General features: G+C 47.2%; 14 protein-coding genes. 12 read left to right on the forward strand and 2 right to left on the reverse strand.

The window, feature by feature from the left end; genetic code table 11:
• Positions 1–210 precede the first annotated feature (210 nt).
• On the reverse strand, positions 211–1,767 hold the full coding sequence (locus ACZIX4_RS08765; RefSeq protein WP_463335255.1) for a hypothetical protein: 1,557 nt from the start codon (positions 1,765–1,767) through the stop codon (positions 211–213).
• 227 nt (positions 1,768–1,994) lie between these two features.
• On the opposite strand from ACZIX4_RS08765, the gene ACZIX4_RS08770 reads away from it, so the two are divergent.
• The 12 genes from ACZIX4_RS08770 (at position 1,995) to ACZIX4_RS08825 (ending at position 17,718) form a co-directional block, all read left to right on the forward strand.
• The gene (locus ACZIX4_RS08770) at positions 1,995–3,167 is read left to right on the forward strand and encodes a 2-isopropylmalate synthase (RefSeq protein WP_463335256.1); all 1,173 of its coding nucleotides are present in this window, start codon (positions 1,995–1,997) and stop codon (positions 3,165–3,167) included.
• Positions 3,168–3,170: 3 nt separating this feature from the next.
• The gene (gene leuC / locus ACZIX4_RS08775) at positions 3,171–4,553 is read left to right on the forward strand and encodes a 3-isopropylmalate dehydratase large subunit (protein WP_463335257.1); all 1,383 of its coding nucleotides are present in this window, start codon (positions 3,171–3,173) and stop codon (positions 4,551–4,553) included.
• A complete protein-coding gene (gene leuD / locus ACZIX4_RS08780; protein ID WP_463335258.1) occupies positions 4,553–5,140 on the forward strand; it encodes a 3-isopropylmalate dehydratase small subunit in 588 nt (195 codons plus the stop codon). Before leuC ends, leuD begins: the two co-directional genes overlap by 1 nt.
• The gene (gene leuB, locus ACZIX4_RS08785; RefSeq protein ID WP_463335259.1) at positions 5,137–6,255 is read left to right on the forward strand and encodes a 3-isopropylmalate dehydrogenase; all 1,119 of its coding nucleotides are present in this window, start codon (positions 5,137–5,139) and stop codon (positions 6,253–6,255) included. Before leuD ends, leuB begins: the two co-directional genes overlap by 4 nt.
• 199 nt (positions 6,256–6,454) lie before the next feature.
• Entirely contained in the window at positions 6,455–7,543 is a 1,089-nt protein-coding gene (rhaT, locus tag ACZIX4_RS08790) for an L-rhamnose/proton symporter RhaT (protein ID WP_463335260.1), read from the forward strand.
• Positions 7,544–7,600: 57 nt separating this feature from the next.
• Positions 7,601–10,060: a glycoside hydrolase family 95 protein gene (locus ACZIX4_RS08795; protein ID WP_463335261.1), complete on the forward strand. Its 2,460-nt coding sequence runs from the start codon at positions 7,601–7,603 to the stop codon at positions 10,058–10,060.
• A gap of 66 nt (positions 10,061–10,126) precedes the next feature.
• Positions 10,127–10,441, forward strand: coding sequence for an L-rhamnose mutarotase (rhaM, locus tag ACZIX4_RS08800; protein ID WP_411408777.1), 315 nt, complete (start codon positions 10,127–10,129; stop codon positions 10,439–10,441).
• Positions 10,442–10,599: 158 nt separating this feature from the next.
• On the forward strand, positions 10,600–12,696 hold the full coding sequence (locus ACZIX4_RS08805) for a bifunctional aldolase/short-chain dehydrogenase (protein WP_463335262.1): 2,097 nt from the start codon (positions 10,600–10,602) through the stop codon (positions 12,694–12,696).
• A 74-nt stretch (positions 12,697–12,770) separates the two neighbouring features.
• On the forward strand, positions 12,771–14,048 hold the full coding sequence (locus ACZIX4_RS08810; protein WP_463335263.1) for a sugar isomerase: 1,278 nt from the start codon (positions 12,771–12,773) through the stop codon (positions 14,046–14,048).
• Positions 14,049–14,066: 18 nt separating this feature from the next.
• Entirely contained in the window at positions 14,067–15,443 is a 1,377-nt protein-coding gene (locus ACZIX4_RS08815) for an FGGY-family carbohydrate kinase (RefSeq protein ID WP_463335264.1), read from the forward strand.
• 34 nt (positions 15,444–15,477) lie between these two features.
• Positions 15,478–16,626, forward strand: a complete 1,149-nt coding sequence (locus ACZIX4_RS08820) for an alpha-hydroxy acid oxidase (RefSeq protein WP_463335265.1) — start codon at positions 15,478–15,480, stop codon at positions 16,624–16,626.
• 96 nt (positions 16,627–16,722) lie between these two features.
• A complete protein-coding gene (locus ACZIX4_RS08825) occupies positions 16,723–17,718 on the forward strand; it encodes a glycoside hydrolase family 43 protein (protein ID WP_463335266.1) in 996 nt (331 codons plus the stop codon).
• 33 nt (positions 17,719–17,751) lie between these two features.
• Here the strand turns inward: ACZIX4_RS08825 and ACZIX4_RS08830 are convergent, their stop codons facing one another.
• The gene (locus tag ACZIX4_RS08830) at positions 17,752–20,109 is read right to left on the reverse strand and encodes a beta-L-arabinofuranosidase domain-containing protein (RefSeq protein ID WP_463335267.1); all 2,358 of its coding nucleotides are present in this window, start codon (positions 20,107–20,109) and stop codon (positions 17,752–17,754) included.
• Positions 20,110–20,232: the final 123 nt, after the last annotated feature.

Genomic DNA, 20,232 nt, shown 5'->3' on the forward strand with positions numbered 1-20,232 from the left:
AAGGTTCACAAAGTTTTTTCACAGGGTGCACAAAGTGGGTTATGTGTTTATATGCACAAAGGTTTAGTACCGATAAATCGGCATGAGGGCACTAAGCTGATACGTAAGCCTCGTGTCGTTTGTTGACCGGAACGGGCCAATATTTATATAGCCTTGTGTCCTTCGTGAAAAAACTTTGTGAACCTTGTGGTAAAATTTAAAGAGTTGTGCTTACGCTTCCGCCTGCCGTTTCGCTACTTTTTCACCGATAACCTGCGCTATAGGCTTGTTATAAATATTGCTTTCCAGCCACGAAATGAGGTCGAGGTAGAGGAAGGCACGGCGTTCAAACGGGTCTTTTTCAAATTTCTTCAGGGTTTCAAGCAGCTCTATAAAACGCCGTTTTATAAGCAGTGGCGAAACATTGGATAGCCCTTTCAGGAAGTCGATAACCGCGCGCTGTACCCCGTGCAGGTCGTTCATTTTAATCAGGAAGTTGTACGTGGTGCGTATCAGGGCTTCCAGCCTGTAATCAAGCCCGGCCTGGTAGTGTGCCGCAAGGTTCAGCATGTGGGCAAAGCACATCAGGTCTTCACGTATCTGGGTCGTTTTGCTGTTGATGATTTTCTTCAGGTAAAAAATGCATTTGGCATATTCCTGCGTACCAAAGTGGTAACAGGCTATTTTATAGTACAGCACCATAACATGGTGGTCGTCTATCTTGTCCTTGTAACGGTCGAGTTTTTTGTGGATGGTTTCCAGCAGTTCCTCGCCGCCGCTAAACTGCGCCCGCATAAAACGCAGGTTCAGCTTGTTGGCATATACATACAGGAACGACAGTACAATAATATTGTCGTCTTCCGGTATGGGTTCGCTCCCCAAAATTTTTTCAAAACGGTCGAGTGCCTTTTCAAACTGTTCTACGCGGTTCAGGTAGTACAGCGATTCCAGTACGTAATGGTTGCCCTTAATGTAAAACACGGGGTGGACGGTAATAAGGTGCGGGTTCTTTTCAAACAGTCCCACCCAGCGCGTGGCGTAGCGGTAACAGGCAATGAAATCCTGCGTGATGAAACTGAACCAAAGGTACGACTGGTACAGCCACAGCTTTTCGCGGAAGCCCAGTTTTTCGGCATCATATTCGGGCAGGTGCTTAAAAAAGTGGCGCGATACGGCCTGTGCTTCCTCATCGGTGCGGGCATAGCCATTTTTCAGGAAAATGTTGTACATATCCAGCGCCAGGCTGCTCAGCTGGCTCGCTATGTTGTTCAGGTAGGTAAGCTCATTCGTCTGGTCTATAAGTATATCTGCACGGTTGCTGCGGCTGCGTGTTATGTACTGCGACTCAATAATCTTTTCTAAATCCAGGATTTCGTAGCCCAGGTTTTTTTCCTCATACATCAGCGCCTGGCTTTTCAGTTTGTCCAGTAGCTTCAGGCATTGCTGGTACAGGCCCTTACGGTAGAGTATCATGGCAAAATCGAACTGCTCACGGAGTTGCAACGGTATGTTGCGCTTACTGGGGTTCAGGCGCAGGCTGGTCAGTATCTGGTGGTACAGGTGCGCTTTTACATTACTCAGTTGCTCCTTGCTGATTTTTGTAGCTTTCAGCAGTGCTGCTTCGTCGTATTCTTTTTGGGCGGAAAGCACCTTAAACAGGTTGAGGAACTTACTGTCGGTATTGGCCTGTAAGCGGTTTACAAATAGCGAAAACTGCCGCTTTTCCGATGCCGAAAGCGACTTTATCAATATAAATAGGTTATCTGTAAGCTGGTTACGATTTTTCATCTGCCATTGAATCAATCTTCACCAAATATAGCCAAAAAACAGTAACGTCTGTTAATTATTATGAATGCATATTAATTTTGGATAACATAAAAATATAATATTTAAAATATTGAAAATCAAAAATATAATGTGTAAAATACTGCATTGGATGTCGTAAATATTTTTTCGGTGTAAAAGTACTTGGCATAAGGTTAATTATTTTAGCAATAGTTAAACCACGAAAGACTATGAATACTGAGCATATTGACATTTTCGACACCACGCTGCGCGATGGAGAGCAGGTACCCGGATGTAAGCTGAATACCGCACAAAAGCTGAAGATAGCCGATGCGCTGGACAACCTTGGGGTAGATATTATTGAAGCGGGTTTCCCGGTTTCAAGCCCGGGCGACTTTCAGTCGGTTGAGGAAATTGCCAAGCTCGTAAAAAATGCTGCCGTTTGCGGACTGAGCAGGGCGGTAAAAAATGATATAGAGGTGGCCGCCCAGGCACTTAAATATGCTAAACGTCCGCGTATACATACCGGTATAGGCACGTCTGATTCGCACATAAAGCATAAGTTTAATTCGACACGTGAAAGGATTATAGAACAGGCTGTAGAAGCAGTTAAGTTCGCGCGAAACTTTACGTCGGATGTGGAGTTTTATGCCGAAGATGCAGGCCGTACTGATAACGCTTTCCTTGCAGAAGTATGTACTGCTGTGGTAAAAGCCGGTGCTACCGTACTGAACATTCCTGATACCACAGGCTACTGTCTTCCGGATGAATACGGAGCCAAAATAAAATACCTTACAGAGCATGTTGTGGGTATAGAAAAAGTAAAGCTTTCGTGCCATTGCCATAACGACCTTGGTATGGCTACAGCCAATGCCATTGCAGGTGTGATTAACGGTGCAAGGCAAATAGAATGTACTATTAACGGAATAGGCGAGCGTGCCGGAAATACAGCCCTTGAAGAAGTAGTGATGATACTTAGACAACACCCGGCACTGCACCTTTCCACAAATATAAAAACGCAGCAGCTTACTGCTATGAGCAGGCTGGTAGCCCAGGAAATGGGCATGTCTGTGCAGGCGAATAAAGCCATAGTAGGGGAGAATGCCTTTGCGCACAGTTCGGGCATCCACCAGGATGGTGTGATTAAAAACCGCGAAACCTACGAAATCATAGACCCTGCCGACGTTGGCGTTACTGAATCGTCTATTGTGCTTACGGCACGCAGCGGGCGTTCGGCATTGGCATATACCGCCAAGAAAATAGGTTACGAACTTACCAAGAACGACCTTGATATTATTTACCTTGAATTCCTGAAATTTGCCGATAACTGCAAGCAGGTACAGGATAACGACCTGCACCAGATTATAGCGCTGTCTAAAAGCAGGCTGCAAATAAACTATTAAGCGATGAAGAAGACCCTTTTTGATAAGGTTTGGGATGCCCACGTGGTGGAAACGATACCCAATGGCCCTGAAATACTGTACATAGACAAACATTTGATACATGAAGTAACCAGCCCGCAGGCCTTTTCAGAACTGGAAAGCCGCGGGATTGGCCTTTTCCGACCGCAGCAGATTGTAGCTACGGCCGACCACAATACACCGACAAAAGACCAGCACCTGCCTATTAAGGACGAAATGTCGCGCAAGCAGATAGAGGAACTTACCATAAACTGCAACAAGCACAACATTACGTTTTACGGGCTGGGGCATAGGTACAACGGTATAGTACACGTTATTTCGCCCGAACTGGGCATTACACAGCCGGGCATGACCATTGTATGCGGCGACAGCCATACCTCTACACACGGGGCGTTTGGTACCATTGCCTTTGGTATCGGTACCAGCCAGGTGGCGCAGGTATTTGCCAGCCAGTGTTTGCTGTTGGAAAAACCGAAGTCACTACGTGTTAACGTAAACGGCACGCTTAAAAAAGGCGTTACCCCTAAAGACGTTATCCTGTATATCATTGCCAAGCTGGGTACCAATAGCGGTACAGGCTATTTCTGTGAGTATGCCGGTAACGTGTTTGAGGAAATGTCTATGGAAGGCCGTATGACCGTTTGCAACATGAGTATTGAGATGGGTGCACGTGGCGGGTTGATTGCCCCGGATGCAACCACATATGCGTATGTAGAAGGCCGCGAATTTGCCCCGAAAGGCGAAGAGTTTGAAAAGAAAAAAGCCTACTGGGACAGCCTGCGTACCGATGAAGGCGCGGAGTTCGACCAGGAATATTTTATAGCGGCTGAAGAAATAGGCCCTATGATTACCTACGGAACCAATCCGGGCATGGGCATCCGTATTACCGATGCCATTCCGCAGAGTGTGGATGCATCGTCTGATAAGGCACTGGCGTATATGGGCTTTACAGGCAAGGAAACGCTTATCGGGCAGCCTATAAACTACGTGTTTATAGGCAGTTGTACCAACTCCCGTATTGAGGATTTCCGTGCAGTAGCTGATTATATTAAAGGCAAAACCAAGGCGGATAATATTACGGCACTTATAGTGCCGGGCTCCCAACAGGTGGTGAAGCAGATAGAAGCCGAAGGGCTTGTGGAGATATTTACCAAAGCAGGCTTTGAGATACGTGAGCCGGGCTGTTCGGCATGCCTTGCCATGAACGAGGATAAAATCCCGGCAGGCGAATATTGCGTAAGTACCAGTAACCGCAATTTTGAAGGCCGCCAGGGACCGGGTGCGCGCACCATTTTGGCAAGCCCGCTTACCGCTGCCGCCATAGCCATAGAAGGTAAAATTATTGATTATACCCAAAACCTTAATTAATGGAAAAGTTTGCTAGTTACAACGATACTGTAGTGCCGCTGGACATTGCCAATATAGATACCGACCAGATTATCCCTGCACGTTTCCTGAAATCGACCGATAAGGCCGGTTTTGGCGATAACCTGTTTCGTGACTGGCGTTATGACAGTGATAATAACCCGAACCCTGATTTTACCCTGAACAATCCGCTTTATAAAGGTACCATCCTTGTGGCGGGAAATAACTTCGGGTGCGGCAGTAGCCGTGAGCACGCTGCATGGGCGCTTTCGGGTTATGGGTTTAAGGTGATTGTGTCGAGCTATTTTGCCGATATATTTAAAGGGAACAGCCTTAACAACGGACTGCTGCCGGTACAGGTAAGCCCGGAGTTTTTAAGGGCGGTATTTGCTGCCGTAGCCGATGATGCCGCTACCCCTGTAACCATAAACCTTGAAGAACAAACCATAAGCTTTGAAGGGTACAGCGAGCATTTCGATATTGACCCCTATAAAAAGTTGTGCCTGCTGAATGGCTATGACGATATTGATTTCCTTGTGAGCAGGCTGGATGCGATTGCTGAATTTGAAAAGAAAAACACCCAACTATGATACTTAAAATAGCTGTATTGCCCGGAGATGGCATAGGCCCCGAAGTAACAAGAGAAGCCATAAAGACGCTAAATGCCGTGGCAAAGAAATACGAGCATACCTTTGAGTATGAGGAAGCACCGGTAGGCGCTGTGGCCATAGATGAGTTTAACGACCCGCTGCCACCGCAAACGCTTACCCTATGCAAAACTACCGATGCACTGCTTTTTGGTGCTATCGGTCATCCTAAGTATGATAACGACCCTACGGCTCCCGTAAGGCCGGAACAGGGCCTGCTGAAGCTGCGTAAGGAGCTTGGGCTGTTTGCTAATATACGCCCTACAACCATTTACCCGAAGCTGCTGCACCAGTCGCCACTAAAGCCTGAGCGTATAGCAGGGGTAGACCTTACCATTTACCGTGAGCTTACAGGTGGCATTTACTTTGGTGAAAAACAACTTAGTGACGATAAAACACATGCGTCTGACCTGTGCAGCTACAGCCAGGAAGAAGTGGAGCGTATAGCCCACATGGCTTTCCGTGCGGCACAAAAACGCCGTAAGAAACTTACGTTGGTAGATAAGGCAAACGTGTTGGAAACCTCGCGCCTGTGGAGGAGGGTGGTAACTGAGCTGGGTAAAGCCAATTACCCTGATGTGACACTGGATTATCTGTTTGTAGACAATGCAGCTATGCAGCTGATACTGAACCCTGCACAGTTTGACGTAATGCTTACCGAAAATATGTTTGGCGATATCCTTTCGGATGAGGCGAGTGTACTTGGTGGCAGCATCGGGCTTGCGGCATCGGCATCAGTAGGTGCAGTGCATTCTATGTTTGAGCCGATACACGGTTCGTACCCGCAGGCTACAGGGAAGGGGATAGCCAATCCGGTTGCATCTATACTTTCGGCGGCGTTACTGCTGGAGCATTTTAACCTGTACCATGAAGCCGGACTTATAAAAGAAGCGGTAGCATACAGTATAGAAAAAGGTGTAAGCACACCTGATATTGTTGAAGGCAGCGCCTACAGTACACAAGATGTAGGTAACTTTGTGGAAAGCTATATCCTTAAAAAAGAAATACCGGCACCGGTGCTGGATAATAAAACCATAGGTAAGTCGACTATTATATAAACAGTAGGGGGCTCCCTGAGGTACATCCCGTAAGGTAATTCGGGATATTTGTAAAAAATGCAGGTAAAATTTTCTCATGTAAAATTTTGCCTGCATTTTTTTATGCTTTTTATATAAATACATGACACCACATGACAGACGTTTGCTAACTTACACTTACTTTCGAAAACCATATAGTTAATAAAACAAACAACAAGTTATGAGTGTCCTTTTAGGCGTTTTATTCCATTTTATCGGAGGGTTTGCATCCGGTAGTTTTTACATACCGTTTAAAAAAGTTAAAGGCTGGTCTTGGGAAACCTACTGGCTTGTGGGTGGCATATTTTCTTGGCTTATAGTACCGCCGCTGGCCGCCTGGCTTACCATTCCTGATTTTTGGAATATCATTGCCCATGCCACTGGCTCGGTAATAGCGCTTGCCTTTTTATTTGGCGTGCTGTGGGGCATTGGCGGGTTTACGTATGGTCTCGGTGTGCGCTACCTCGGCGTTGCGCTGGGCAGTAGTGTAATACTTGGGCTTTGCATGGTATTCGGCTCGCTCCTTCCATCTGTTTATTATGAACTGTATCCCGAACCCGGTAAAGACAGCATAGGCGCTATAGCCGGTTCTTCCTGGGGGCAAATGGTACTGCTTGGGCTGTTTATCTGTGTACTGGGTATTGTTATCTGTGGCAAGGCCGGTACCATGAAAGAGAAACAACTGTCTGCGGCGGGTACCGACCCGCATGGTATGGAGGTAAAAACGGAATACAAGTTTGGCCTGGGGCTGTTGGTTTCTATAATCTCAGGTATACTGAGCGCGTGTTTTAACTTTGGCCTTGAAGCTGGGAAACCAATGGCTGATGTGGCTAACGAACTCTGGAAAGCCGCCAACCCGGGGCAGGGTGAATTCCTGTTCCAAAATAACGTAACGTATATAGTTGTGCTTTGGGGCGGTTTGCTGAGCAACCTTGTTGGCTGCCTGTTCCTGGCTATAAAAAATAAATCACTAAGCGATTACCGTAAACCGAATGTGCCAATCCTTGCCAATATCATCTTTTGTGCATTGGCGGGTACTACGTGGTTTTTACAATTTTTCTTCTACGGTATGGGTGAAAGCCGCATGGGTAACGGGCCAAGTTCGTGGATATTGCACATGGCCTTTATCATTTTCATTGCCAATATGTGGGGCATCATCCTGAAGGAATGGAAAGGCGTAAACAAAAAAACGGTTACCACCATCGCTTTAGGTATACTGGTTATATCGCTGTCGGTTATGATAGTAGGATATGGCAATTCACTAAAGTAGAAAATATAACAGTCAGGTAAGATTTATCGTCTATTTTTAGAGCTTTAAACTATAACCATGATGATCACAAAAAAATGCGTTGTGCTGTTATTGTCGCTTTTTGGCATAACGGCCTACGCCCAACAGGATTTAAAACTACATTATGACCAACCGGCCGGTTACTGGACTGAAGCCCTGCCTGTAGGCAACGGCAGGCTGGGGGCTATGGTTTTCGGTAAAACCGATGAAGAACTTATACAGCTGAACGAGGCTACGCTGTGGAGCGGCGGGCCGGTGGGTAAAAATATTAACCCCACTGCTTTTGAAAGCCTTCAGCCGATTCGCACAGCCCTTATGGAGGGTGACTATGCAAAGGCGTACCAGCTTACCAAAAATATGCAGGGCAGCTACTCTGAAAGTTACCTGCCGCTGGGCGACCTTTTGCTGAAGCAGGATTTCGGCAATGCTGCCCCGGCTTCGTACCACAGGGAACTTAACCTTGCCGACGGTGTTTCTACAACTACATTTACCATTAATGGGGTGGGTTATAAGCGCGAAATATTTGCGTCTGCACCGGGCGAATGTATCATTATAAGGCTTACGGCAAGCCAGGCTAAGAAATTGTCGTTTTCGGTTGCAGCTAAAAGCCAGCTGAACAACCGCGTTGCCGTGGCTAACGGTTCACTGTCGCTAACAGGCAAGGCGCCTTCGCATGTAACGCCAAGCTATATCTCTTATGATGCCGAACCGGTTGTGTATAAAGATGATTCGGGGTGCAAGGGTATGCGTTTTGAGTTGGTTGTAAAACCGATTGTAAAAGACGGTACTGTTAGCACCGATGGCAATAACCTTGTTATAAAAGATGCTACAGAAGTACTACTGCTGGTTTCGGCAGCTACAAGCTTTAACGGTTATGATAAATGCCCGGACAGTGACGGTAAGGATGAACACCAGTTGGTACTAAATCATCTTGCCAAGGCATCGGGTAAAACGTACGATGCCCTGCTTAGTGAGCACCGTGCCGATTTCGGGAAGTTTTTTAACAGGGTATCACTGGTATTAAATAAAGGGGAAAAAGATAAATCAACCCTTACTACAGACAAGCGCCTTGAATTGTACTCGGCAGGGGAGAAAGACTCGGGTTTAGAGTCGATTTTCTTCCAGTATGGCAGGTATCTGCTGATTTCTTCATCGCGTACCAAAGATGCCCCGGCCAACCTGCAGGGCATCTGGAACCACCATTTGCGTGCGCCGTGGAGCAGTAACTATACCACGAACATTAACGTGCAGATGAATTACTGGCCGGTGGAAGCAGCCAACCTTTCGGAATTGTTCTCGCCTCTGAACGACCTGATATACAACCTATCAGTTACCGGGAAGGAAACAGCCAAAAGTTATTACCATGCCAACGGCTGGATAACACACCACAACTCAGATATCTGGGCCATGAGTAACCCGGTGGGTGATTTTGGTAAAGGCGACCCTATGTGGGCCAACTGGTGGATGGGTGCCAACTGGCTGACTAGGCATTTGTGGGAACACTACCAGTATACAGGCGATAAGGAATATCTGGCGGAAGTGTACCCGATACTAAAAGGTGCTGCTGAGTTTTCGCTGGACTGGCTCCAGAAAGATAAGGATGGTTACCTGGTTACCATGCCGTCTACATCGCCCGAAAATGAATATTACTATGACGGTAAAAAGAAAGGTGTTATCACCGTAGCCAGCACCATGGATATGGGCATTATAAAAGACTTGTTCTCTAACACCATAGCGGCTTCAAAAGTACTGGGTACTGATAAGGAGTTCCGCAAAACGCTTGAAGATACCTATAAGAAAATGTATCCGTTCCACATTGGCAGCAAAGGCCAGCTACAGGAATGGTACAGGGATTTTGAAGATGTAGACCCGCACCACAGGCACACATCGCACCTTTATGCGCTGCACCCGGCAAACATCATTACCCCGTTAAACACGCCTGATTTGGCCAATGCAGCCAAAAAGACGCTGGAGCTTCGTGGTGATGACGGTACAGGCTGGAGCCTTGCCTGGAAGGTAAACATGTGGGCGCGCCTGCTGGACGGTAACCATGCGTATAAAATATTCCGCAACCAGCTCAGGCTGACTAAGGAGGGCGGTTCAGGCTACAAAGGCGGCGGTTCGTACCCTAACCTGTTTGATGCCCACCCGCCGTTCCAGATAGACGGAAACTTTGCAGGTACTGCCGGGATTATAGAAATGCTGCTGCAAAGCCAGAATAATGAAATCCACCTGCTGCCTGCCCTACCGGACAACTGGAAAGACGGCGAAATAAAAGGCATAGTGGCAAGGGGTAATTTTACACTGGACATTGCCTGGAAAGAAGGTAAGCTGGCTACGGCAACAGTTGCAGCCAACAACGGCGGTACGTGTACGCTAAGAGCTAACGAACCTTTTAAAGTAGAAGGCGTAAAGGCCAAGGCTAAAAAATCGGCTATAGGCTACACCATAAGTTTTGAAACCAAAAAGGGCAGTACCTATAAAGTACTGGCATTATAAGATAACATACGCCGGCAGCTATACCCGGACTTTTGACTTTAAAAACTTTCAACTTTTGACTAAAATATGAAACGATTAGCAGTTAAAATGCAGCTTCACAAAGGCTACGAAGCCGAATATAAAAAACGCCACGACGAAATTTGGCCTGAACTATCGGCTTTACTTAAGGAAACGGGCGTAAGCGATTATTACATTTTTCTGGATGAAACCACAAACAGCCTTTTTGGCACGCTGCTGATAAGCGATGAGGCAAAGTTTACCGACCTGCCGTCGCATCCGGTAATGCAGAAATGGTGGGCGTACATGAAGGATATTATGGAAAGCAATGCAGATAATTCGCCGGTAAGCACCCCGCTTAAAGAGGTGTTTTACCTGCCGTAAGGCTTTTGTTTCCAAAAGCATGTGCCAGGAATAACAAACGTTAAGATAATTACAATTTTTTTTGCAATTGACAGCATGGTACAGGATACTGTCCTAACCCGATTAAGGTATTTTTGACCCACACTTAATAGTATTCACCTAAATTAAAGTGACTAAAAATGGTAAAAAATTTTCAATACGTAAATTATTTATGGGACGAGGCTAAAGCAGCAGAACTGGGCAACGACCAGGTAGCTTTGTTCCTGTACCGCTCTAACATTCTGGGCGCTGACTTAAGGATAACAAATTACGGTGGTGGTAACACTTCCTGCAAAACAATAGAAAAAGACCCGCTAACCAATGAAGAAGTTGAGGTAATGTGGGTAAAAGGTTCCGGTGGCGATATAGGCACCCTTACACGCAGCGGTATCGCCGGGCTATATACCGGCCGCCTGCACGACCTTAAAAACGTTTACGGCGGCCTGGCCGACGAAGACCGTATGGTAGGGCTTTTTAACCACTGCCTTTTTGACCTGGACAGTAAAGCGCCGTCTATAGACACGCCGCTGCACGGCCTGCTTCCGTTTAAGCACATAGACCACCTGCACCCCGATGCACTTATTGCCGTTGCTGCCGCAAAGGACAGCGAAAAGGTAACCAAGGAAATATGGGGCGATACCATGGGCTGGGTGCCTTGGCAGCGTCCGGGCTTTGACCTGGGGCTTCAACTGGAAAAGTGCCTTGCCGACAATCCGGGCATACGCGGTATAGTACTGGGCAGCCACGGGTTATTTACCTGGGGTGATACCTCTTACGAGTGCTACATTAACAGCCTTGAGGTGATAGAAACCGCTTCGGAATATATTGCTAAAAAGATAAAAGAAAAAGGCAGCGTATTTGGCGGTGCCAAAATACAGGGCCTTGAAAAAGAAGCCCGCCTTGAAAAAGCAGCTACCATTATGCCGTTGCTTCGTGGTCTTGCATCGAGTGAAAACCGCATGGTAGGCCATTTTGACGACAGCGATGCCGTAATGCAGTTCATTAACAGTAACGACCTGGAGCGCCTTGCACCACTGGGTACCAGCTGTCCTGACCACTTTTTGCGTACAAAGATACAGCCGCTTGTTTTAGATCTTTCTACTGAGGAAGACCTTAACGATACCGCTGCCGTATTTGAAAAACTTAAACCGGCTTTCGCGCAATACAGGGAAGAGTACAAGCAGTACTACGAAACCTGCAAGCACCCGAACAGCCCGGCCATGCGCGACCCTAACCCTGTGATTATCATCTATCCGGGTGTGGGTATGTTCAGCTTCTCTAAAGACAAGCAGACTACCCGTGTGGCAAGCGAGTTCTACATCAACGCTATTAACGTAATGCGTGGTGCTGAGGCTATAACAGCTTATACTTCGCTGCCAAGGCAGGAAGCATTTGACATAGAGTACTGGCTGCTTGAAGAAGCCAAGCTGCAGCGTATGCCTGCCGAAAAACCGCTTAGCCGCAAGGTAGCGATTGTTACAGGTGCCGGTGGTGGTATTGGTAAAGCCATAGCCGATAAGCTGGTTGCTGAAGGCGCTGTGGTAGTATTGACTGATTTAAGCAAGGATGCGCTTGATGCCGCCCTTAAAACATACAAAAAAGACCAGGCCGAAGCCGTGGTGTGCGACGTTACAAATGCCGATGCCATAGCCGAAGCGTATAAAAAAGCCAGCCTTGCCTTTGGCGGTGTAGATATTATTGTACACTCAGCGGGGCTTGCTATTTCCAAGTCGCTTGAAGATACTACGCTTAAAGACTGGGATCTGCTTCAAAACGTGCTTGTAAAAGGACAGTTTATGATGGCACAGCAGGGCGTAGCCATTATGCGTAAGCAGGGCCTTGGTGGTGATGTGGTAAACATTGCCAGTAAAAACGGGCTTGTTGCCGGACCGAACAACGTAGGCTACGGTACTGCAAAAGCAGCGCAACAGCACATGACGCGCCTGCTTGCCGCTGAGCTTGCCGGGGATAAAATCCGTGTGAATACAGTAAACCCTGACGGTGTTATTGTAGGCAGTAAAATATGGGAAGGCGAATGGGCCGAAGGCCGTGCAAAAGCCTACGGTATCAGTGTGGAGGATTTACCGAAGCACTACGCCAGCCGCAACCTGCTGAACGAAATCATACTTCCGGATGATATTGCAAACGGCGTATTTGCCTGTGTGGCAATACTGGACAAAAGCACCGGAAACACTATTAATGTAGACGGGGGTATGGCCAATGCCTTTGTACGCTAATAATTAATTATAGTAGCCACAAATCTGCCGAAAGGTGGGTTTGTGGCTTACTTCATAACCAAACCTCAAACAAAATGAAGATTACCTCACAGCATATTGCTGATTTAAATAAAACACAGGATAGCTATCAGGCAGAACTGAACCTGCTGGACAGTAAACTTAGCAAACGTGGTATCAGCCTTGAAACCATTATAAGTAAGGTAGCAGATTTCCAGGTTGCCATACCCAGCTGGGCGCTGGGTGCGGGCGGTACCCGTTTCGGGCGTTTCTCTTACGGTGGCGAGCCTGCTACGTTAGAGCAAAAGCTTGACGACATCGGGCTTATCCATGCGCTGACCAAATCAGCGGGGGCGGTGTCGCTGCACATTCCGTGGGACATCCCGCAGGATTATAAAGCCATTAAAGAATTGGCACAAAGCCACGATATTATATTTGACGCCGTAAACTCTAACACGTTCCAGGACCAGGCAGGCGCTAAGCACAGCTACAAGCACGGCTCACTGAGCAGTACTATTGAGGCTTCGCGTGAGTATGCTGTGGAACACAACCTTGAGGTGATAAAAATAGGGGAGCAGCTTGGCTCGAAAAGCCTTACCGTATGGTTGGCAGACGGCAGCAGTTTCCCGGGGCAGCGCAATTTCCAGACGGTATTGCAGCAAACCGAAAACAGCCTGAAACAGATATACGCCGGTATGCCGGAAGACTGGAAGCTGTTCATTGAATACAAACCGTATGAACCGAACTTCTATAGCACCGTTATACAGGACTGGGGTACGTCATTTATGCTTGCCAATGCCTGTGGTGACCGCGCCTATACCCTTGTAGACCTGGGCCACCACCTGCCAAACAGCAACATAGAGCAGATTGTAGCCACACTGATGTACAAAGGCAAGTTGGGCGGTTTCCACTTTAACGACAGCAAGTATGGCGATGACGACCTTACTGTGGGTTCTATAAAACCGTATGCACTGTTCCTGATATTTAACGAACTGGTGTACGGTATGGAAAACAACCCGCAAAACCCTTACCCGGCCTGGATGATTGATGCCAGCCATAACGTAAAAGACCCGCTTGAAGACCTTATACAATCGCTTGAAGCCATACGCATAGCGTATGCACAGGCACTACTTGTAGACCAGGCCGCACTAAAAGCTGCACAGCTTGATAATGATGTGGTGCTGGCGCAGGAACTGCTACAGGATGCATACCGTACCGATGTAAGGGCAATACTTAAGGCAGCCCGCGTACAAAGCGGTGCTGTGGCCGACCCGATTGCTGCATACAGGTCGCTTGCCGTGCGTAACGGCCTTATTAACGAAAGGGGTACCGGCAGCAAGGCAACCGGTTTATAATCTTTAAAAGGGAAAGGAATGATAAAAGTAAATGCTGTTTTTGACATTGGGAAAACCAACAAGAAATTCTTCCTTTTTGATGAAAACTATAAAGAGGTTTTCAGGGAGTATACCCGCCTGGACGAAACTACAGACGAAGACGGTTACCCTACCGAAGACCTGGGCCTGCTGCGCAAATGGATAGAAGACACCTTTGATGCCGCGCTTAAAAACACGGAGTTCCATATACAGACACTTAACTTTTCGTCGTACGGGGCCAGTTTTGTGCACCTCGATTACAAAGGCCAGCCACTAACCCCGTTGTACAATTATACCAAGGATTTTGACCCCGAAGTGGCTGCGGAGTTTTACGCCAAATATGGCGGTGAAATGAAAATAGCCCGCGATACGGCCTCACCGCAGTCGGGTTTCCTGAATTCGGGGATGCAGTTGTATTGGCTTAAAGCCAGGAAGCCTGAGGTATTTGGCAAAATAAAATTCAGCCTGCACCTACCGCAGTACCTGTCGTACCTGTTTACGGGTATACCGGTAAGCGAGTACACCAGTATAGGCTGCCATACAAACCTGTGGGATTATGATAAGGACGATTACCATGAATGGGTGCATGACGAAGATATTGATAAAATATTGCCGCCTATTGTACCTACATCGGCCAGTATCAACACTACCTATAAAGACCATAAGCTGAAAATAGGCGTGGGCATACACGACAGTTCTTCGGCGTTGTTGCCGTATATCCTTAGCAAGAAAAAGCCCTTCCTACTGCTGTCTACCGGTACCTGGAGCATTGCCCTGAACCCTTACAGCACAGAAAGCCTTACCGAAAAGGATATTGAAGACAACTGCCTGAACTACCTGCGTATCGACGGCAAACGTGTAAAGGCATCGCGCTTTTTTATGGGGAATGAGTACCGCCTTCAGGTAGAAAACCTGTGCGACCATTACGGTAAGGAGTACGGTTACCACCACAACATAGCGTTTGATGCCGATATTTACCTGAAGCTGATAGAAAAACCGGCGGTGTATTTTGAGTTCGGAGGTACGTCATTGCAAAAGCAGGAGGGGCAAACCGACCTTTCGGCCTTTGCTACCTTTGAGGAAGCCTACCACCAGCTGATGATAGAGCTTATGGCACAACAAATCAGTACGATAACCAATGCCATAGGCGACAGCGATATAAAAACCATTTATATAGACGGCGGTTTTACCGATAACGATGTGTTTATGAAACTGATGTCGCACCACTTCAGCAGCTTTAAGGTACTGTCTACACAGTCGCCGTTAGGCTCTGCTCTGGGTGCTGCCATGGTGATATCAGACAAAAAAGTGACCAATAAGTTCCTGAAGGAAAATTATGCCATGAAAAAATTGGTCCCGCTCTTTTTTGACGTATAGGAGTATCGTACATTTACCACAAAGTAAACCGATAATGCAATTACAATACAACAGCAACTACCCATCGGTAGAAGACCTTATAAAACGCGCCAAGCAGAAAATACCGCGCTTCGCATTTGAATACCTCGACGGGGGGTGTAATGAGGATGTAAACCTTGTTAAGAACACTGCCGAAATACGCGATGTAGAGCTTAAGCCGTACTACCTGAGCAAGCACATAAAATCGGAACAAAAAACCGAACTTTTTGGGCATACCTATGATGCACCATTTGGTATTTCACCCGTAGGCCTTCAGGGTCTTATGTGGCCCAATGCCCCGGAAATCCTTGCCAAGGCAGCTTATGAGCACAATATACCATTTATACTGAGTACCGTTACTACGGCCAGCATAGAGCGTATAGCCGAGATAACGCACGGCCAGGCATGGTACCAGTTGTACCACCCGGCAGAGGCAGCGGTAAGGAACGATATTATTAAAAGGGCTGAGGCTGCTGAATATCCTGTGTTGGTTGTGCTTTGCGATGTGCCGACATTTGGCGTACGCCCGAGGGATATACGCAACGGCCTTGCCATGCCGCCAAGCATGAGCTTACGAAACATATTGCAAATACTGGGCAGGCCGGAATGGGCCATGAAAACCCTTATGCACGGCCAGCCTGCTTTTGAAACCCTGAAACCGTACATGGAAAAAGGGTTGAACATGAAGCAGCTGGGCCAGTTTATGAACCGTACTTTTAGCGGCAGGGTAAACGAGGAACGCATAGCGCCCATCCGCGATATGTGGAAAGGCAAGCTGGTGCTGAAAGGTGTAGCCAGCGAGGAAGATACCGAAATGGCTATTAAGCTCGGCTTTGACGGTATTATCGTATCCAATCACGGCGGTAGGCAGCTTGATGCAGGGCAAAGCGCTATAGCATCGATGCACCCGATTGTGGAAAATTATAAGGACAAGATTAAGATAATGATGGACAGCGGTATACGCAGCGGTGTGGATGTGGCCCGTACACTGGCCAGCGGCGCCGATTTTACCTTTATGGGGCGTACGTTTATGTACAGCGTGGCAGCATTGGGCAATGAAGGCGGTAACCATGCCATAAGCATGCTGAAAGTGCAGCTGCAACAGGTTATGGAGCAGGTGTGCTGCGAGCGTGTGTCAGATTTCCCGAACCATCTTATAAAATAACTGCCTGTTTTTTCAGGAGAGGACAATCATAATATCCGGGGATTAGGGCTTAGGTTAAAGCTTTATTCCCCGGATTTTTTATTAAACAACATCTTTATGAGGAAAGTAGTAACCGTTTTGGCATGCGTACTGGTTTCAGTTGCGTCGTTTGCCCAGAGAAAAAACAGGGAGCCGCGTACGAATGTGCCGCTGGATTCTATAAACCTGAGCGACCCTTTTGTACTGGCCGATAAGAAAACCAACATGTATTACATGACCGGTACCGGCGGTATGCTCTGGAAAAGTAAAGACCTGAAGCTTTGGGACGGCCCCTATGCCGTAGCGAAAACCGACGATGCCTCATGGATGGGGCCAAAGCCCATGATTTGGGCGGCAGAGATACATGCCTACAAGGGCAGGTACTACTACTTTGCTACGTTTACCAATAAAGATGTTATTATAGATACCGTAAAGGGTAATAAGATAGAACGCAGGGCATCTCACGTGCTGGTGAGTGATAAACCCGACGGGCCTTTTGTGCCGATGAAGGACAAAACCTACCTGCCGGCTGATAAGCCTACGCTTGACGGTACTTTTTGGGTAGATAAAGACGGTAAGCCGTATATGGTGTATTGCTACGAATGGCTACAGGCCATAGACGGTACCATAGAAAAAATAGAACTGAAACCCGACCTTAGCGGTACGGTAGGGGAAGGGAAGCTGTTGTTTAAGGCGAGTGCTTCACCGTGGAGTAAGGAAAAGGATGAAAACGGTAAGGAAGTACCGCATAGGGTTACTGATGGACCGTATTTGTTTAAGACCGGTACCGGCCGCCTGGGCATGATTTGGACCAGCTGGATATACAATGTATACACCCAGGGCGTAGCCTATTCTGAAAGCGGTACGTTAGACGGCCCGTGGGTACAGGAAGCGAAGCCCATAACCCCGCCGGATTTTGGGCATGGTATGCTGTTCCGTACGCTGGGCGGCAAGTTGCTCATGTCATTGCACAGCCATAAAGATGTTAACGGGCGTTACCATCGTGTGCCACACTTTTTTGAAGTAGATATTTCAGGGGATAAGCTGGTTGTGGGTAAACCGTATATACCGTAAAACAAAAGAGTAGCCAATGGCTACTCTTTTGTTTTATAACTCTTTGTTTAGCAATCGTACTTCTATGATTTTTGGCGTAAGCGATTTTTCTTCTGTGGTGAATTTTACCACCAGTTTTTCTTTTGTGCGCTCGCTATCGGGTATTGGGAGTAAAAGATATTGTACCGAACCACCTGATTTTCCCTCAAGCTTTTTGGCAACAATACTTTTACCATTCACCTCAATGTTCATGGTACGGCCGTTATTGGCATCAAAATAAGAAACATACAGGTACCTGGCCGATTTACTTGTATTACGCATCTGGTAGCTGAACCATCCACGCGCATCGCGGTAATGGCGGTCTTCCATATAACCGGTATAGGCATCTTTCATTTCTATAAAGTGGTCGGCTTCCGGTTGCTGTTCGCCCAGCAATATCTTATCGAGTGTAATGGCATTCAGCTTGCGTTCTGCTTCTTCGGCTTTGGCCTGTTCTTCCTGCATTTTCTGTACCTGCCCGGCATCGGCCTGAGGCCAGTACAAAATGTAGCGTTCACCCTGTATCTTATAGAAAGGCACCAGTTCAAACCCCGAAACATATTGCTGCGGGTACAGCCCGCCTGCGTGGAAGGTAAGCGCTTTACCGTCTACAGGGGCTACGTGGCTTAGTACATCATCTGGTTTGCCCAGAAGTACCGGGATAGTATTTAGCGGTATCTGAGGGCCGTGGGCTATGTGGCCGCCACGGCTTTCATCGGCAAAAAGACCCTCCTGGTTGTTGGTGCCACAAGATGCGGCAAGCACCACGGGGCCATATTTAAACGCATAGTAGTTAGAACCATCCGGCAGTTGCTCTTTGGCAATATGCATAGGCAGTTGCAGTACTACCGTATCGCCTTTTTTCCACTTGCGGCTGATGTTGAAATAACCGTTTTCATCTGCAACCGCTTTTATTTCTTTGCCGTTCAGCACTATCTTTACCTTAGCCGCATCAGTCCAGTCTGGGCAACGCAGTTTAAGCGTAAACGCAGTTTTTTTGGCCGGGTTTATGGTAAGTTTGGTTTCGGCATTTTCAGGGAAATTATTTTCCTGTACTATCGTAAGCTTTTTATCAGCCCAGGTGAGTTGCGACGGTATAAACAAGTTAACATAAAGTGCATCATTAGTATGGGCGTAAATCATTTCGCCATATTTGGCGTGGTTTTCCATACCCGAACCTACACAGCACCAAAAGCTGGTATCGGGCTGTGAATATACCCTGTAATGCCCCGGGCGCATTGGTGTAAAGTACACAAAGCCACCTTTTTCACTATGTTGTGATGAAAGGATGTGGTTGTACAGCGCCCTTTCATAATAATCCATGTAAGACGATTTCGGTGCGGTGCCGAACAGTTCTTTGGTCAGCTTTAGCATGTTGTAAGTGTTGCAGGTTTCGGGGCCTTCGACACTCTTTACCATAGACGAAAAATCGTTAACCGGGTTAAAGTGCTCGCTTACGCTGTTACCGCCAATAGCTACGGTACGTTTTTGGGTAACGTTTTCCCAAAAGTACTGTGATGCATCACTCCAGGCAGCGTTGTTGTCCAGGCTTGCTATGCGTTTGTAGCCGATAACTTTAGGTATCTGCATATTGGCATGTATGCCTGTAAGCTTGTCCTGGTGGGCAATAAGCGGGTCGAGCAATTCGTGGTGAGAGAATTTTTTACCCAGTTCAAGGTACTTCTTGTCGCCGGTGAAAACGTATACATCGGCAAATATTTCGTTAAGCCCGCCGTGTTCGCTGCGCAGCATGTCCTGTATCTGTTCCTCGTTAAGTCCGGCTACTACCTGTGCCATCCAGTCGGTAAGCTTTATCAGCATTTGTCTGGCCTTTTCATTATTTGTATACAGATAGGCATCGCGCAGGCCTGCATAGGTTTTATGGATGTTGTACAGCGGTACCCAGCGATCGTTCAGCCCGAAGCTGCCCGCACGGATGTCTCCCGCAGCAATTTCTTTCCATATTGCTTTTCCTCCGGGTATGCCCGATACATAGCCGTTAGCGTTAGCCACCTGGCAGCGCTCCAGTTCGTTTACCATATAGTTGGCCCTGCGCAGCATTTCCTTATCGCCGGAGGCTGCATACATAAGCGAAAGTGCAGAAAGGTAGTGCCCGCCTATGTGGCCGTCCAGCCCGGTATCTTCCCAGTTGGGGTAGTTGTCTGCTTTTACAGGCAGCCCGGCATCTTCAAGGTAGGGAGCCAGTAGCCTGTCGGGGTTTATTGCCAAAAGATATTCTTTATCTTTTTGCATGGCATTATAAAAAGGGCTGTTTAGCAGCCGTACATCCTGAAGGTTAAAATAGGTTACGGTATTGTTTTGTGCAAAAGCAGTAATACCGAAGCACAGGCTTACGATTATGTTTTTAAACATTTTATGAATACTAAGGTTTGGTATTCACAAAGCTAAAAAATAAATGTAATATTTACATTTATTTTTTTGTTTCACCTTTTTACGTTGAAAAACCTTGTGGATTAATTGTATCTGCCTTTGATT

It is taken from the genome of Flavobacterium niveum (assembly GCF_055231775.1).